Genomic DNA, 16,525 nt, shown 5'->3' on the forward strand with positions numbered 1-16,525 from the left:
TTTTCTAGCTCAAAGCTTTTAGATCAATGGCCTATTATCACTATTATTGGCAACGCAATATAGGGAAATCTACATTTCCAAGACATTCTGTAAATACAAAGACCTTTCGACACGAATTCGCGGTGAAATGGAATTGATTCGCTTAAAGGATTGCTTTGTATTCGGACCTGCATCAGGTAAAATCATCCACCTTGCATAATATACGAATGAGAGAGTCATATCCGTGCGTAATATCTTAGTCACTAACGCCCTTCCATACGCCAATGGCCCGATTCATATGGGTCACCTACTCGGTTATATCCAAGCTGATATTTGGGTACGTGCGATGCGTGCAATGGGTCATGATGTGACTTATGTCTGCGCGGACGATGCTCACGGCACAGCCATCATGTTACGTGCTGAAGCCAACGGAATTTCACCGGAAGCACAAATTGCCAACGTGCAAAAAGAACATATCCGTGATTTTGACGGTTTTGCGGTGCACTTCGATCATTATGATTCTACCCATAGCGATACCAACCGTGCACGTGCATCTGAAATCTATCTCAAAAACCGTGATGCCGGCAATATCGCGGTTCGTCCTGTCACCCAGCTTTTCGATCCTGAAAAAGGCATGTTCCTCTCCGACCGTTTCATTAAAGGCACCTGCCCGAAATGTAAAGTAGAAGATCAATATGGCGATTCATGTGAAGTTTGCGGTGCAACTTATAATGCAACCGAATTATTGAACCCACATTCGACTTTAAGCGGTGCAACACCTGTCGAAAAATCATCTGACCATTACTTCTTTAAGTTGCCGAATTTTGGTGAATACCTGCAAAAATGGACACGTGATGAAGGCCGCTTACCGGTCTCGATTGCCAACAAATTAGATGAATGGTTTGAAAATGGCCTGAACGATTGGGATATCTCGCGTGATGCGCCATATTTCGGTTTTGAAATTCCAGACGCACCCAACAAATACTTTTACGTGTGGGTCGATGCGCCAATTGGCTACATGTCGAGTTTTGAAAACTATATCAAAACCAAACGTCCTGATTTAAGCTTTGATGACTACTGGAAAAAAGATTCTAAAAATGAGGTGTATCACTTCATTGGTAAAGACATTGTGTATTTCCATGCGCTGTTCTGGCCGGCAATGCTAGAAGGTGCTAACTACCGTACGCCATCAGGTTTATTTGTAAACGGTTTCTTGACTGTCAATGGTCAGAAGATGTCGAAATCTCGCGGCACATTTATTAAAGCGGAAACCTATTTAGAACATTTAAACCCTGAATATTTACGCTACTACTTCGCGTCGAAACTTTCGGATAAAGTTGAAGATTCTGACTTGAATCTGGATGATTTTGTGCAGAAAGTAAATTCTGACTTGGTTGGTAAAGTGGTCAACATTGCCAGCCGTTGTGCGAAGTTCATCAATACTAAATTTGATAACAAGTTAAGTGCAAACTGTGCAGAGCCTGAATTGGTTCAAAGCTTCATTGATGCGGGTGATTCAATCGCAGCGCAATATGAGTCACGTGAATTCTCTGCTGCGATTCGTGAAATCATGGCGCTTGCAGATAAAGCCAATCAATACATCGATGAGAAAAAGCCTTGGGCTTTAGCGAAGATTGAAGGCGAAGAACAACAAGTGCATGACGTATGTTCTGTTGGTATTAACTTGTTCCGTCAATTGGCTGTTTATTTGGCTCCGGTGTTGCCAACACTGGCGCAACAAGTTCAAGATTTCTTGCAGTTAGAATCTTTCGACTTCGCTTCTCGTGAAACGATTCTGGTCGGTCATGAAATTGCATTGTTCCAACCATTGATGCAACGTGTAGATCCAAAAGCGGTTGCCGCAATGGTCGATGCGTCTAAAGATTCTTTAACTGCACCTGCTGAAACGCCTAAAGTGGAAAAGAAAAAAGAGAAGAAAGTTGCTTCGACGAAGCCTGAGCCTAAAGTTGGTGAAGCTGAAATTATTAATATTGATGATTTTATGAAAGTTGACCTGCGTGTGGCTGAGGTTTTGGAAGCTGCAACGGTTGAAGGTTCTGACAAGCTGCTTCAATTGACTTTAAATGTAGGTGAAGCTGAGCCACGTAACGTATTTAGCGGTATTCGTGAGTTCTACCAACCTGAAGACCTAAAAGGCAAATTGGTGGTAATGGTGGCTAACCTTGCTCCACGTAAGATGCGTTTTGGTATTTCAAACGGAATGGTTTTAGCTGCGGGTAATGGCGACGGCGTTTGGGTGATTTCACCTGAATCTGGTGCTCAACCGGGTGATAAAGTGTCTTAAGATTTAGACACTTATAAAAAGCCCTGCTATATTCTAGTGGGGCTTTTTTTTGCATAAAAATATGAAATTTTACAGATTTAGATCTCTAGATAATTTATTAGGAAAATATAAAGAACTTGAAAATCAGGAAATTTATTTTGCTTCACCAAGTGAGCAAAATGATCCTATGGAAGGTTATCATGAAATTTATTTTCAAGGAGATGCTATTGTTTGGACTAACTTTTTCAAAAACTATTTAATTTTGCTTGATCAAGTTTTTCGAGAGATTCTGTTGAGAAAACAAGGAGATGTATATCAAGTACCAGAACATTTAGGTCTATTTTATGTCTGGGATAATTTTTCACCACAATTACAATCTCACTTAAATAGTATTTTTGATAGCTTTTTATCCTTAGATCACATACAAAAATTAATATTTAATCTTAGTGATAATCAGAGGAAATTCTCATGGCAAATTATTTCTTATTATTTAAGATCTATTCATTTAACTGCACCCTTTTGTGTCGATGAAGTTTATAGTCAATTTAATGTGTCATTATTTCATACTAAACCAATTGATCTTAAGTATCCCGAACAGCTTAATGATGAATATTTTTCCTTGCTAGATCAGTTAAATGAAGAACAACGTCCTGCATTATTTCAGTCAATTAATTCAGTAAATGAGCAAATAGATTTAATTCATTATCTGACTGTAGAGAATCTAACCCCTGAAAAAACATTCCTAATACAGGAATTTCCTTATTTTTTTCAAAGAAAAATAAGAGCATTGATGCATAGAGATTGGTATACAGCTTGTTTTATGAATGAAGAATCAAGTCATTCATCCTCCGTTTGGGGATCATATGGTTCAAATCACACGGGTATTTGTCTAATTTTCCAAGCAGATACTAAAGATAACAACTACTATTTATCCTTAAATCAACCGAGTTATATGAATTCAACAAATGGTATTGCTTATGAATTTCAAGCGTTACAATATTATCCTGTAGACTATACGAGATTTCCCTCACCAATTAACTTTTTTACTTCGTTAGGACAATTACCAACGCCACAACTAGTAAATAATTGGCTTAGAAGTGCTGACAGAAAATTAAGTAATCTCTACAATTCGATATATTCAAGTATTGAATCTTGGCGAGATGAATATCATAAAAAATTTTTAAATAATATTACCCGAAAATCAAAGGACTGGAAGTATGAAAATGAATATCGACTTATCTACTCTTCAATGCTCCATGATTGTTCAAAGAAAAACTCTAGAAAACTTAAATATGATTTCTCTTCCTTCGATGGGCTAGTTTTTGGTATCAATACTCCTCAAGCAAAAAAAATTGAAATTATCGAAATCATTAAACAAAAATGTCATGAACATAAAAGAGCAGAATTTAACTTCTATCAAGCGTATTTTTGCCATAACACACAATCGATAAAACATATGCCATTAAGCTTGATTAAGTTTAAATTTTAGAAGTATGCCTACTAATGCGTTGCGACATGGATGTCGCCCGTTCGTTAGGGGCACAAGGACGTGCCCTCTAACGAACAAAGGATTTTTGTTACTTTTGCCCCGACAAAAGTAAATGCTTATTTTCTAGAGCATCTCAAAATGAAACCTTCACACAATCAAAAAAGCCTCTATTTCTAGAGGCTTTTTATTAGTGGGTCACTTAGCCTTGCAACACAAATTCCCAAATGAAATAACCCAGTCCAAAACCAATCAGCGCATATAAGGTAATGATGAAGAATACAAAGCTGGCATTGTTTTTTCTTTTCCAAAAACTCATAGCGACATCCAAAGCTTGTTCGTAATACCCTATGTTAACGAGCTTTTAATAAAAAGTGAAATACATCTAAGCATTTTATTTATAATAATATTTTTACAAAAAACACATTCTTTACTTTCAAAAAATCAATATACAGATTTAGATTGAATTTTTAGTACAGATGCTAAATCGCCATTTCGATTTAAAAAAAATGGTAAATATATTCATATTCTTTTTTGCTGGAATCCATGCTAATACATAGAGTTGACTTTAATTACATAAGAATATCCATGAAATACCTCAGCTCTTATCTTGTCGGATCACTCCTTGCTTTAGGTTCATTGGCAGGTATTTCCCCAACACACGCACAAACGCCTTCCACTTTAGAACAACAAAAACAGGTTCCCGGATATTATCAATACAGCTTTGGAGATTACCAGATTACTGCCCTGCTGGATGGCACCAATTATTTAGCCAAAGCCTTGTTTAAGGATATTCCTGAAGCAGAAGTGAATCAGATTTTAAAAAAATATTATGTTGACCAAAGCAAAGGCATCCAGACCTCCGTCAATGCTTTCCTGGTAAATACAGGCAAAGAACTGGTCTTGGTGGATAGCGGTGCTTCTAGCTGTAATGGGCCAAACTTTGGGTCTATTTATTCAAATTTACAGGCATCTGGACAAAAGCCTGAGCAAGTCAATACGATCTTATTAACGCATTTACATCCTGATCATGTTTGCGGCATCAGTAATAACGGCGTTGCCAATTTTGCCAATGCGAATATTTATGTATCGCGAGCCGAACTGGATTTCTGGATGAATCCTAAAAGTGTAGAAAAATTACCAAAAGCAAAACAGGCCGGTTTTTTGGGTACAGTCGATAAAATCAAGAAAGCCATCGCACCTTATCAGGCCAAAGGTCAGTTAAAGACCTTTAAGGCTAGCGATAAAATCAATGGTTTTGATGTGATCAGTTCAGCTGGGCATACACCGGGACATTTTGGTTTTAGCTTAAAATCACAAGGTCAGGAAATGATATTTATTGGGGATATTGTACATTCCCATACCATTCAGTTTGATCGTCCACAGACAGCTATAGATTTTGATATCGATCCGAAAAAAGCGGTTGAAACCCGCTTAAAGTATTTTGCGGAATATACAAAGAATGGCCAGACGGTGGCAGCACCACATTTACCATTTCCGGGAATTGGGCATGTTTATTCTAAAGATGCTAAAAGCTATCAATGGATTCCCGTGCATTTTAAAGATTAAGTTCAAATGATCAGCTGTCCCTTGGAAAGCTAGTAAGAATGATCACTTTCCAAGGATGATGACTTCAAGTGTTGAAACTATTTCATCCCGAAAATAAGTTTTAATCCGAGCACGGTCATCACCGCACCTGCTGCCCGATCAAACAATGCCTTAAACTTTAAATACACACGGCGCGGCTTTTCAGCAGAAAGTGCAATGGCCACCAGTGAGCACCAGCCAGCATCAATAAAAAAACATAAAATGGGCAAAGCAAAATAGAAATAGTTCGGAATTTCTTTTGGTAATAAGGCGGTAAAAATACTGGCCAACACAATCGCAATTTTTGGATTCGACAACTGCGTGATTAAACCTGTGGTAAAAGCGCGACGTAAAGACATCTGTTTGGTAATGCTCGAATCTGCCTCAATCGGATCTTTGGCATGCTTAATAATTTTAAAAGCCAGCCAAAGTAAATATAGCCCCCCACAAATTTTTAAGGCCAGATAAGCCGACGGCACAGCCAGCAAAAATGCCTGCAAACCCAGTACTGCCAGCAAACCGAAAATTGCAGCACCTAGACCAGTCCCCAGTGCAGTAAATAAACCATGTTTACGTGAAATCGCAATTGAATTTTTTGCCACATAAATAGAAGTCGGCCCGGGACTCATTGCACCTAACATCAGGGCAACAGCAATTGAGCCTAAAATCCAGAATGATTCCACGAGATAACCTGACTTAAAAATTGAAGGATTATTTTAAGCAAAAACCGGATGATTTGCTTTAAAAATTTCAGTATTGGTCAGGAATTTTAGTTACTGTAATGGCTTACTGTTTTAATTGATCCTGAGCAATGAATTGCGTGCCTAACAGTTGGTAATCCTGATCATGTACCGGTACACCACCAATAATCATGGTACGGGTCTCTGTTTTAGGTTTATTCATCGCATCATCACAGCCCGACAAACTGAGCATTACACCAACCAAAACAGCATAGGACAATATTTTCATTATTCTACCCTCCTCAAGGGTTTCCTGTATTTAGATTAGCATCCCTGCTTAAATAATCAGCAGAATATTTGTGACATTCTGCGTCAATTTTTATCTCATGCCTGAAAATGACTTATTCTCAATCCCTGATCTTTACTGCTTTCGCTATAATGGCCGAATAACTGACTGTGTTAATTTTTATGTTTGCAGAGATTGCCCAAAATATTCCCGATCAACAGATTAATTTTCACGATATTATTTTAACAATACGTCGTCTGGATCTGGTACATCCGCAAATTTCAGGCAACAAGTTTTTTAAACTGAAATACAATTTTCTGGAAGCACAAAGACAGGGTTATCGGCAGATTCTCAGCTTTGGTGGTGCGTATTCCAATCATATTGCGGCCACTGCATTTGCCGCACAGCAGTTTGGTCTTCAGAGTGTGGGGATTATTCGGGGTGAGGAGCTGGCCCATCGACCACTCAATCCGACTTTAGCCACCGCACGGCAGTTGGGGATGCAGCTACATTTTGTCAGTCGTGAACACTATCGTCGCAAGCAACAGCCTGAGTATCTGGCCGAACTCGCACAACAATTTCCTGAGCATTATCTCATTCCTGAAGGTGGAACCAACGCTTTGGCCATTCAGGGCTGTCAGGAAATTTTAAGCCCGCAAGATACTCAATTTGATGTGGTTTGCTGCGCAGTAGGCACTGGTGGAACCATCACCGGTCTGATCGAAGCCAGTCAGGCGCATCAGCAGGTTTTAGGATTTTCAGCGCTGCAAGGCTCATTTTTAAAAGATGAAGTCGCGCAACTAACCAGCAAAACCAACTGGACTATTCTGGATGATTATTGCTGTGGCGGCTATGCCAAAACCAGCACAGCCCTCATACAGTTTATTCGGGATTTTGAAACTGAATTTGCAATTCCACTAGAGCAGGTCTATACCGCTAAAATGTTGATGGGCATCTTTGATTTGATTGAAAAAGATTATTTCCCAGCAGGATCTAGACTGCTGGTGATTCATAGCGGTGGGTTGCAAGGCCGTAACATGGATACTACTTCTACAATTGCTTAAGCCTGAATCGGTTGATTATTATTCAGCGCAATCATCCCTTTGACCAAGCGGTAGATATGCCAGATAAAGACCAAAAATATGATTAGAAATCCGATCAAGATCATAGTTAATAAGCCACCAACAATATAACCCAGCAAACTGACCCAGAAGGTTTTAATTTGCCAGTCCACATGACTTTCCAGCCAGGTGCCGCGCATTTCATCACGTTTAATATAGTTCATGATAATGGCTATAAATGGGGTCACACCCAGAAAAAACCCCAGAATATAAAGAATATAACTGATCAGGTTGTATTGTTTTAGATCCTCTGAGGTTGCCATAAGCCCTGCCTTATTATTGTGACTTTTGTAAAACTGTACAAAAACTATGCATGATTTTAAGCCGACTTACAAATATTTTATGTTTAAACTCTAATACGAATCGGCAATCAGCCTGTTGATTGTTCAGGAATAGAGAAAGCGGAAATAAAATTGTCTATAATGCTTTCCTTTTGTTCTCCCTCGAGTGTTTTATGTCTTCCAAGCAATACGATGTTCTCGTCATAGGTGCCGGTGCTTCAGGTTTAATGACGGCGTATATGGCTGCACAACGTGGGCGTAAAGTCGTAGTGGTGGAAAAAGCCAATAAAGTTGGCAAAAAAATCCTGATGTCTGGCGGCGGTAAATGTAATTTTACCAATCTGGAGGTCGAACCAAGCCACTATATTTCGCATAATCCACATTTCGTGATTTCAGCATTAACGCGTTATAGCAATTGGGACTTTATTGGCCTGGTCTGTGAATATGGTATTGCTTATGAAGAGCGCAAACATGGACAACTTTTTACCCTCAATGGTGCAAAAGATATTCTGTCGATGCTGTTGGCAGAATGTGACAAAACCGGTCTGGTCGATCTTAAAACCAGCTGCGAAGTAAAGGCAGTCAATCCAGTCGATGATCAAGGATTTCAAGTCGCCACGTCACTTGGATATTTTGAGGTTGAATCTGTGGTGGTGGCATCAGGTGGCTTGTCCATCCCGACGCTGGGTGGTTCGGGCATTGGCTATGACATCGCAAAACAGTTTGGACATCATGTTTATCCAACCCGTGCCGGTTTGGTGCCCTTCACTTTCTCTGATGGATTTAAGGAGGTGACGACTCGTTTGAGTGGCAATGCCGTAGAAGCGACACTCTCCAATGAGCTCAACAGTTTCACCGAAGCACTGCTGTTTACCCATCGTGGTTTAAGTGGCCCAAGCTCCCTGCAATTATCCAATTACTGGAATGTCGGTCAAAGCTTTCAAGTCGATTTCTTACCAAGTGTAGATTTTCTGGATTTCTTTAAAACCAAAAAACAAAGCCAGCCCAAAGTGTTATTGCGCACTTTACTCAATGAATTTTTACCGAAAAGTGTCGTGGCTGAATTACAGGGTCTAATCTGGACTGACGTCGCAGAAAACCCAATTGGCAATATCAGTGATAATCAACTGGAGCAGATTGCGACACGGCTGCATGGTTTTGAAGTGAAACCATCCGGAACAGAAGGCTACCGTACTGCGGAAGTGACTTTGGGCGGTGTGGATACCAGCGAGGTTTCTTCAAAAACCATGGAAAGTCAAAAGCAGAAAGGCCTGTATTTTATTGGTGAGGTGCTGGATGTTACCGGGCATTTGGGCGGCTATAATTTCCAATGGGCATGGTCATCCGCGCATGCCGCATCGGAATATGTTTAATCAATAGATCATCAAGACTGATATTTAGTTCATTCCAGATAATCTGTCTTAAACAGCTTGAGATTGGCCGTATTTCCTAAACGGTCAATCGTCAGCTGCATTTTTCGAGTGGCTTCTCGCAAATATAGCGGTGCTTCATCTGCTGAAGTGTTCTTGAATGTATATGATAGTGTTTGCCACATGATGTTGATCTCCCTTTTTTATATTTTTAATGCAAGAAGAATACCAAAATCATTTTAGTATTCACCTGAATATTATATATTTCTTAAAGGCCAAATTCTATTGTTTGTTATTCAGTAGAATTCTTTCAGTTAAATTCGTCTCTATCAGGTATTTTCCTATCCAGCGCTCGCTCTGACTGCTCGTCCTGTTTGCTCTTCACAAAAATAAATCGATAGGCCGCGGTAAAAAAGCCAATGGTAATTCCCGCGATAACCAAAGGAGCCAGAACGTTGTTGGGTTTCTTGCTATTCATTTATTTTTCCTCGTGACTGAAAAAAATCGACCACGCTAATGTGGTCGATTTTGGTTAAAAATAACAGGTTATTTCAGGTCATCTTTTTTTTGAGTAGAATGATTAAGATCTACATCAGGCTCTTTTTCTCCGGTTGAACCAAATGGATTATTGGCTGGTGGATGTTTAGGATCAACCTCCACTGAATCAGGTACGATCTGATCCGGATCTAGACTATTCTCATCCTGCGGTGCAGTGGTGAGGATTGCCGGTGTGGTATGCGATAAGTCCGTACTCATTGGCGTAGTACCCTCTGCGTCTGAATCTTGATTTGGCACAATACCTGCTCCTGGCGTAGTGGTTGAAGAATCATTAGTACCGGTCATGTTTTGTGAACGGTCGGAGTATTGTCCGATTGATGTATCTGTAGAACCCATCCCCATCGCTGCACCTGTCGTGCCTGCCATGTCCGTTGTACTTGAAGTACTCTGAGCACCTAATCCTGAAAACATGCTGTTTTCAGCTTGATCTTTGACTGGATTCGGTTCTTTGGCTTCACGTTTTGCTTTATCAATCAGATCTGTTAAAACTCGCTCCGCAGGCTGACGACCACCCAGACCAAAGGCCAGAGCAAATGCTACTGCGACAGCACCCAGCGTTAAACCAAATGCCAGATTCACAATCGAGTCGGCAATACCCATGGCACGTAGACCCATGGCAACGACCAAGCCCATAATCAGGACACGCACCAGATTCGCTAACCAGCGTGAGCTGTTATATTCACCGCGTTGTACAATGTTCGCGACAATATTTGCCAGCCAGAAACCGATCACCAGAATCACGGCACCGAGCAAGATGTTGGCGCCGAAGTAAATAAACATCGCAATCAGGCCACTCACCTGTTCAAAGCCGAGACGGTCTGCTGCTTCGGACACTGCAAATAACATGGTGAACAATACGATCAGATAACCGACTACACTTGAAAGTTTAGTGGTGCCTAAAAAACGCTGTACATCCAGTTTGGCAGGAATTTCATCAACACCTGTACCCGATACCACTTCAACCACCAGACGTGCGACCAGTTTAGAGACCACATAAGCCAGAATCAGAATTAAGGCAGCAGCGATAATATTCGGAATGGCATTCATGATTTCATAGAGCATTGCCGTGGCAGGCTGAGAAATCGCTTCGACACCCAATGCTTCAAAAGCAATAATCAATGCAGTAATGATCACGACAGCGAAGATGAATGAACCAATCACCTGTGCCACATTGGAATTTTTGAAAATACCTACTTTTTCAGCTTGTTGTTGTACATTCAGACTGTTTAATAGGCCTTCAACAATACCGCGAACAATTTTTGCCAATATATAACCGACAAAAATGATCACTGCAGCAATAAAGATATTTGGTAAGTAGCTTACGACATCAGTCAGCATATTCTGAACTGGTAACAACAGACCGTTGAGTCCCAGAATAGACAGTACGATTGGCAAGAACAGTAATAAAATTAACCAATAAGCAATTTCACTGATGTTCTGACTAATGGGACTGACACCCACTTCAGCACTGAGTTTTTCGTCTAGTTGGGTTCGGTCAAGTAGCTTTTGTAGCCCTATTTTCACCAGGTTGGCGACAATCCACCCTATGAATCCGACTGCAATTGCACCTAGTAACTGCGGGATAAATAACAGGAATTGCTGAATCATATTACTGAAAGGACCACTGATACTGGTCAGGTTGAGTACATTCAGTGAACCAATTACGGCAATAATCAGAATAATCCAGAACACCACCCGGGCAATAATACTTTCGATATTAGAGCGATGGCCTGTCGCCGTATTTAAGTGTGTATTGGTTCCAAGTTTTTGCAAGACTTTCTTGACTGCTGCCGAAACCAGTAATGCAATGATCCAACCAATGACTAATATGGCAATTGCACTCAGAATGGGATGAAACTGATCCCAATAATACATGGCGTCGAAGCCGCCACGCGGACTTCTCATATAATCATTCATGTTGTTTTACCCTCTTTGTTATTAAGCTATTTATCTGAAATCGGGAGCCTATCCTTGAAACATTCAGCCCCTTCTTCTTTCGGATTCACTTTCAGATTTGATGTTTTTAGATTTAAACCAGCTAGCTATCATTAGCTTAAACATCACAATATATTGCAAAAAAGCCCCAGTGGTTTCACTAGAGCTTTTGATATATGTCTGAGTTATCGAGCCGCCTGTGCATCATCTGTCGCAGTTGCTGTTGCTTCTGTTCCATCACCTAGCGTTGCAGTAGCTTCTGTAGGTTCACCGACTGGAGTCGTATTGTTTGGTGTCGCAGGTTGCACATTAGGGTTCGGATGTCCAGCAGGTGCATCATTTGCGTCTGGATTCATGTCAGCAAACATATAGAACAGTAATGCCAGTAAAAAGATACCTACCAAAATCAAGATATAAACAGGAATACGCTTTTTTTGCGTCACTTCTGCCTGATGATCTAAAGGTGGTTTTTTATTGAAATCATCGACCATAACCATCCTCACTCTTTGTTATTCATAAGTAGATTTTTAGCATAACAAGCAGTTAAAACAGCTTCTGTGACAAAACATGGTGAGATGGTGACGGGATGTAAGTTATATGTATGAATAATATTTAGAATAATCTTTAAGAAATCGTGTTCATTTTTAATTCACTGATCGCTACTGGTTGATGGTGAACAGGTTTAACTCAGTATTATCCTGCTATTCATTTTTCCCTCATGTGAATGACATAGAAAATTACTGGCAGATCAACACATCTAATTGCTTGAATAATTGCAACACTATTCGCTTAAACCTTTTTATAGAGCTATATAAAGCGTACCAGAAAAGAAAAAGGCTCTATAATCACGCTGATAATGAGGTTTAGCTTCTCCATTCTTTTCCAATCCCAGTTTGCTTGAGTTGCCTGAGTGATATGCAGTCCTTTGAAATTCAAGAGCTTCAGTACGCGACCTCAGGGCAGAACCAACACTAAAATTTGCGCTAAACAATAGCACTGCTCAGTTTCTATAAAATGGGCTATAATGTGTCCCTCATTTTTTTATTTCATCGAGCTCTATGGCGTATCGTCAACAAAGTGTATCGTTGGATCTTGACACTGATGTCACCCACCAATGCACTTTGCATCATACTCGCGATCAGCATCTGATCGGGATTATCGAATTCAGTAAACCGAGTTTTGCACTGCGCTGGCAAGACCTGGAGTATTTCCGTCGTCGTACTGAAGAGTTTTCCGTGATGCCTTTCCCGGACTGTGTCAACGCAATGATTATCGATATCCGAGATGTAACAGCATGGCTTGACAATGAAGTGCCAATTATTCCATGGCGTTTATTGGAAGAGGATTGTCCGGTACGCTTAGTCGTCCCTGCGGATCGTCTTGAGCACTACGCTGGATTCTTTGAACCGACCTGGCTCAGTTCCGATGTCGAAACGGCCATTCAAGAAATTCGTGAATCGATGGATATGTTTGTGCATTAAGCTTGAACCGATAAAAAAACCTCCAGTTTGGAGGTTTTTTTGTGACTTTTTCTTTCTTATACTTGTAGTTCAATCTCTTTATTTATTTGCATTCCTTTGAGCATCCCACAGATTTCCTTTTCTGATTCAGTAACATTTCAGCAATAAATTCAGCTTGAGTCATGCTTGAATCATCAACTAAGATGAATATAAACGAATACTTAGACTTTATAGCAATAATCAGAATATTGTCTTAGCAGCGCCTGAAAACGGGCGTACTCATAATAATTGAAAATGAAAAATGGAGTTTCACGATGAAAACAAAGACTCAATTCGCTACGCTGCTGTGTGCCAGTGCCCTGACCTTGGGACTGAGTGCCTGTAGTGATAATCAGGCACCAAGCAATCAGCAAGGCAGCGAGAATACTTCTGGCACGCTCAATAAGATCAAACAGTCCGGCACGATTGTATTAGGTTATCGTGACTCCTCGATTCCATTTTCTTATATCGCTGACAATCCGAATCAGCCGGTCGGCTATGCCCATGACCTGCAACTAAAAGTGGTCGAAGCCGTCAAACAAAAGCTGAATCTTCCTGATTTAAAAATCCGCTACAACCTGGTGACCAGCCAGAACCGGATTCCACTGGTCTCCAACGGTACGGTTGATCTGGAATGTGGCTCGACGACGAATAATAAGGAACGCCAGCAACAGGTCGATTTCTCTGTCGGCTTTTTTCAAGTAGGTTCCCGTCTCTTAACCGCAACCAATTCTGGTATTCAAGATTTTAGCGATCTGAAAGGCAAAAAACTGGTGACCACTGCCGGCACCACATCGGAACGCTATATTCGTCAGCATGAAAAAGAATTGGGCATTGGTGAAATTATTTCGACCAAAGACCATGCAGAATCCTTTTTAATGCTGCAAAGTGGCCGTGCCGCTGCCTTTATGATGGATGACATTTTACTGGCGGGAGAAAAATCCAAGGCTAAAAATCCGCAACAATGGCACATTGTAGGTACAGCGCCCATCAATGAAATCTATGGCTGTATGTTACGTAAGGGAGACCCCGAATTTAAGCAGGTGGTAGATGACGCGATTAAAGCCACATATAGCTCCGGTGAAATCAATAGCATGTACCAGAAATGGTTCCAGTCACCAATTCCACCGAAAAATATCAACCTGAACTTTGCCATGTCTGATGACTTGAAGGCCCTGATCAGCACCCCGCATGACCGCGATCAATAGATTCTGAATCTTATTCATCTGCTTAAGCATCACCTGTTTAAGCCCATTTTGGAGTGATCATGAATTACAGCTGGAATTGGGGTGTCTTATTACAACCGACCGGGATTGGTGATAGCACCTATCTCAACTGGATCATGACTGGCCTCGGCTGGTTAGCGGTCATTGCGATTGTAGCCTGGTCGATTGCCATGCTCTTAGGTAGCCTGCTGGGCATCATGCGCACCTTGCCCAGCCCAACGGCCCGGGCGATTGGTAGCGCTTATGTCACCATTTTTCGGAATGTGCCTTTACTGATCCAGTTATTTATCTGGTTCTATGTGGTTCCGAATTTTCTGCCGAACAGCATTCAAAGCTGGTGGATCAATGATCTGGGAGCCAATACCACGGCGCTGATTTCAGCCAGTATTGGTTTGGGACTGTTTACCGCAGCGCGGGTTTGTGAGCAGGTGCGTACCGGGATTGAAGCCATTCCACCCGGGCAGATCAATGCCGGCTATGCCGTGGGGTTTAGCACCACACAATTATATCGCTATGTGATTTTACCGCAGTCTTTTCGCATGATCTTACCCCCCTTAAGTTCTGAACTGACCAACTGTGTCAAGAACACCTCGGTGGCCTCACTGGTCGGGGTTGCGGAACTCATTTCCCAGATGAAAACCATCAGCGAATATACGCAAAATACCATTGAGATTTACACCTATGTCACCCTGATTTTTATCCTGATCAATGTCTGCCTGATTGGCTTGATGAACTTTCTGGAAAAGCGCCTTCAGGTGCCCGGTCTGATTGCGGAGACTAAATAATGGAATGGTTCACTGCATTTTTTCAGGATTTACAATTATCCGCACCTGCCCTATGGCATGGTCTGAGTATTACTTTAAAAGTCTTATTTTTTGCCACCATTGGCGGGGTCTTTATTGGCACCTTACTGGCATTAATGCGGCTGTCTTCAATCAAGGTGTTGAACTGGATTGCCAAGGGTTATGTCAACCTGTTCCGTTCAATTCCCCTGCTGTTGGTACTGATGTGGTTCTACTTCGCTGTGCCTTTTATCTATACTGGGGTGACTGGAAAATATCTGACCGTGGATACGGCACTGGTGTCCAGTATTGTGGCTTTTATGCTGTTTGAAGCCGCCTATTTTTCCGAAATTGTCCGTGCCGGAATCCAGTCTATTCCGAAGGGACAAACAGATGCGGCCTCTGCCCTCGGCATGAGCTATGGCCAGTCCATGCGCCTGATTGTACTGCCTCAGGCCTTTCGCAAAATGACACCGCTATTATTACAACAGACCATTATTTTGTTTCAGGATTCCACCATGGTGTATGCAATTGGCCTGCTGGACTTTTTCCGCACCAATTATGTGCGTGGTGACCTGATGGGTTTACTCACCCAATATATTCTTTTTGCCGGTTTGGTCTATTTCACCATCAGTATGATCGCCACCTATATTGTTAAAAAATTACAGCAGAGGTTAACTGTATGAACGAAGCCAAAGTCATGATTGACCTCCAGCATGTCAGTAAATGGTATAAAGATTTTCAGGTACTGACCGACTGTACCACCCAGATTCGGCAAGGTGAAGTGGTGGTGGTTTGTGGTCCTTCCGGTTCAGGAAAATCCACCCTGATTAAAACTGTCAATGGTCTGGAACCTGTTCAGCAAGGCAGTATTCTGGTCGATGGAATTAAAATTAATGATCCGAAAACCAATTTAAATAAACTAAGAAGTCGCGTGGGCATGGTATTTCAGCATTTTGAATTGTTCCCGCATCTCAGTATTACCGAGAACCTGAGCATTGCCCAGATCAAGGTATTGGGTCGTTCTGAAGCCGAAGCCAAACAGAAAGGACTTGCCTATCTGGATCGTGTCGGCTTAAGTGCACAGGCCAATAAATTCCCGGCACAACTTTCTGGCGGACAACAGCAACGTGTCGCGATTGCCCGTGCGCTGAGCATGGATCCGATTGCCATGTTGTTTGATGAACCAACTTCTGCGCTTGACCCTGAAATGATTAATGAAGTGCTCGATGTCATGGTCGGTCTGACCAAAGAAGGCATGACCATGATGTGTGTCACCCACGAAATGGGCTTTGCCCGACAGGTTGCCAACCGGGTCATCTTTATGGATCAGGGAAAAATTGTGGAAGATTGCAGTAAAGATGATTTCTTTAATACAGCGCGTGGTGAGCGTGCCCAGCAATTCCTGAACAAGATTCTGCACTAAGCTGTCATTATTCACCTTGCAGATA

18 protein-coding genes are annotated in these 16,525 nt (G+C 41.5%); 10 read left to right on the top strand and 8 right to left on the bottom strand.

What is annotated here, in order from left to right:
* Positions 1-223 precede the first annotated feature (223 nt).
* Both metG and FTT73_RS05675 read left to right on the top strand, forming a co-directional pair.
* Positions 224-2,284, top strand: coding sequence for a methionine--tRNA ligase (gene metG, locus FTT73_RS05670; protein ID WP_180191133.1), 2,061 nt, complete (start codon positions 224-226; stop codon positions 2,282-2,284).
* Positions 2,285-2,345: 61 nt separating this feature from the next.
* Entirely contained in the window at positions 2,346-3,752 is a 1,407-nt protein-coding gene (locus FTT73_RS05675) for a DUF2971 domain-containing protein (RefSeq protein WP_180191134.1), read from the top strand.
* Positions 3,753-3,951: 199 nt separating this feature from the next.
* Here FTT73_RS05675 and FTT73_RS16565 read toward each other — a convergent pair whose 3' ends face one another.
* Positions 3,952-4,068 carry a hypothetical protein gene (locus FTT73_RS16565; RefSeq protein ID WP_005169658.1) on the bottom strand — a complete coding sequence of 39 codons (117 nt, stop codon included), beginning with the start codon at positions 4,066-4,068 and terminating at the stop codon, positions 3,952-3,954.
* A gap of 269 nt (positions 4,069-4,337) precedes the next feature.
* Between FTT73_RS16565 and FTT73_RS05680 the strand changes: the two genes are divergently transcribed.
* On the top strand, positions 4,338-5,318 hold the full coding sequence (locus FTT73_RS05680) for an MBL fold metallo-hydrolase (protein WP_180191135.1): 981 nt from the start codon (positions 4,338-4,340) through the stop codon (positions 5,316-5,318).
* A 77-nt stretch (positions 5,319-5,395) separates the two neighbouring features.
* Here the strand turns inward: FTT73_RS05680 and FTT73_RS05685 are convergent, their stop codons facing one another.
* Entirely contained in the window at positions 5,396-6,019 is a 624-nt protein-coding gene (locus FTT73_RS05685; RefSeq protein ID WP_100329141.1) for a LysE family translocator, read from the bottom strand.
* Between the two features lie 103 nt (positions 6,020-6,122).
* Positions 6,123-6,305: an NF038215 family lipoprotein gene (locus FTT73_RS05690; protein WP_159516138.1), complete on the bottom strand. Its 183-nt coding sequence runs from the start codon at positions 6,303-6,305 to the stop codon at positions 6,123-6,125.
* Between the two features lie 179 nt (positions 6,306-6,484).
* Between FTT73_RS05690 and FTT73_RS05695 the strand changes: the two genes are divergently transcribed.
* Positions 6,485-7,366 (top strand): 1-aminocyclopropane-1-carboxylate deaminase/D-cysteine desulfhydrase, encoded by an 882-nt coding sequence (locus tag FTT73_RS05695; protein WP_180096932.1) that lies wholly within the window; start codon positions 6,485-6,487, stop codon positions 7,364-7,366.
* Here FTT73_RS05695 and FTT73_RS05700 read toward each other — a convergent pair.
* A complete protein-coding gene (locus tag FTT73_RS05700) occupies positions 7,363-7,686 on the bottom strand; it encodes a hypothetical protein (protein WP_005169649.1) in 324 nt (107 codons plus the stop codon). The two genes, FTT73_RS05695 and FTT73_RS05700, sit on opposite strands and share 4 nt — an antisense overlap.
* A gap of 191 nt (positions 7,687-7,877) precedes the next feature.
* Between FTT73_RS05700 and FTT73_RS05705 the strand changes: the two genes are divergently transcribed.
* A complete protein-coding gene (locus FTT73_RS05705; protein ID WP_180191136.1) occupies positions 7,878-9,077 on the top strand; it encodes an NAD(P)/FAD-dependent oxidoreductase in 1,200 nt (399 codons plus the stop codon).
* A gap of 29 nt (positions 9,078-9,106) precedes the next feature.
* Here FTT73_RS05705 and FTT73_RS05710 read toward each other — a convergent pair whose 3' ends face one another.
* The 4 genes from FTT73_RS05710 to FTT73_RS05725 form a co-directional block, all read right to left on the bottom strand.
* Complete coding sequence (locus FTT73_RS05710; protein WP_167381268.1) at positions 9,107-9,259, bottom strand: hypothetical protein; 153 nt, start codon at positions 9,257-9,259, stop codon at positions 9,107-9,109.
* Between the two features lie 125 nt (positions 9,260-9,384).
* On the bottom strand, positions 9,385-9,552 hold the full coding sequence (locus FTT73_RS05715; RefSeq protein ID WP_180191137.1) for a hypothetical protein: 168 nt from the start codon (positions 9,550-9,552) through the stop codon (positions 9,385-9,387).
* A gap of 68 nt (positions 9,553-9,620) precedes the next feature.
* Positions 9,621-11,549: a mechanosensitive ion channel gene (locus tag FTT73_RS05720; protein ID WP_180191138.1), complete on the bottom strand. Its 1,929-nt coding sequence runs from the start codon at positions 11,547-11,549 to the stop codon at positions 9,621-9,623.
* Between the two features lie 203 nt (positions 11,550-11,752).
* A complete protein-coding gene (locus tag FTT73_RS05725; RefSeq protein WP_180075360.1) occupies positions 11,753-12,058 on the bottom strand; it encodes a hypothetical protein in 306 nt (101 codons plus the stop codon).
* 567 nt (positions 12,059-12,625) lie between these two features.
* Here FTT73_RS05725 and FTT73_RS05730 point away from each other — a divergent pair.
* The 5 genes from FTT73_RS05730 to FTT73_RS05750 all read left to right on the top strand — a co-directional run bounded on the left by FTT73_RS05730 (position 12,626) and on the right by FTT73_RS05750 (position 16,500).
* Positions 12,626-13,048: a hypothetical protein gene (locus FTT73_RS05730; RefSeq protein ID WP_005097893.1), complete on the top strand. Its 423-nt coding sequence runs from the start codon at positions 12,626-12,628 to the stop codon at positions 13,046-13,048.
* Between the two features lie 293 nt (positions 13,049-13,341).
* The gene (locus FTT73_RS05735) at positions 13,342-14,274 is read left to right on the top strand and encodes a transporter substrate-binding domain-containing protein (RefSeq protein ID WP_005169644.1); all 933 of its coding nucleotides are present in this window, start codon (positions 13,342-13,344) and stop codon (positions 14,272-14,274) included.
* A gap of 59 nt (positions 14,275-14,333) precedes the next feature.
* Positions 14,334-15,077 carry an amino acid ABC transporter permease gene (locus FTT73_RS05740; protein WP_180191139.1) on the top strand — a complete coding sequence of 248 codons (744 nt, stop codon included), beginning with the start codon at positions 14,334-14,336 and terminating at the stop codon, positions 15,075-15,077.
* Positions 15,077-15,760, top strand: a complete 684-nt coding sequence (locus FTT73_RS05745) for an ABC transporter permease subunit (RefSeq protein WP_159516140.1) — start codon at positions 15,077-15,079, stop codon at positions 15,758-15,760. The genes FTT73_RS05740 and FTT73_RS05745 overlap by 1 nt, the downstream gene beginning before the upstream one ends.
* A gap of 14 nt (positions 15,761-15,774) precedes the next feature.
* Positions 15,775-16,500, top strand: coding sequence for an amino acid ABC transporter ATP-binding protein (locus FTT73_RS05750; RefSeq protein WP_180191145.1), 726 nt, complete (start codon positions 15,775-15,777; stop codon positions 16,498-16,500).
* The last annotated feature ends 25 nt before the right edge of the window (positions 16,501-16,525 follow it).

The organism is Acinetobacter sp. YH01006 (assembly GCF_013420445.1).
Taxonomy (GTDB): Bacteria; Pseudomonadota; Gammaproteobacteria; order Pseudomonadales; family Moraxellaceae; genus Acinetobacter; species Acinetobacter pseudolwoffii.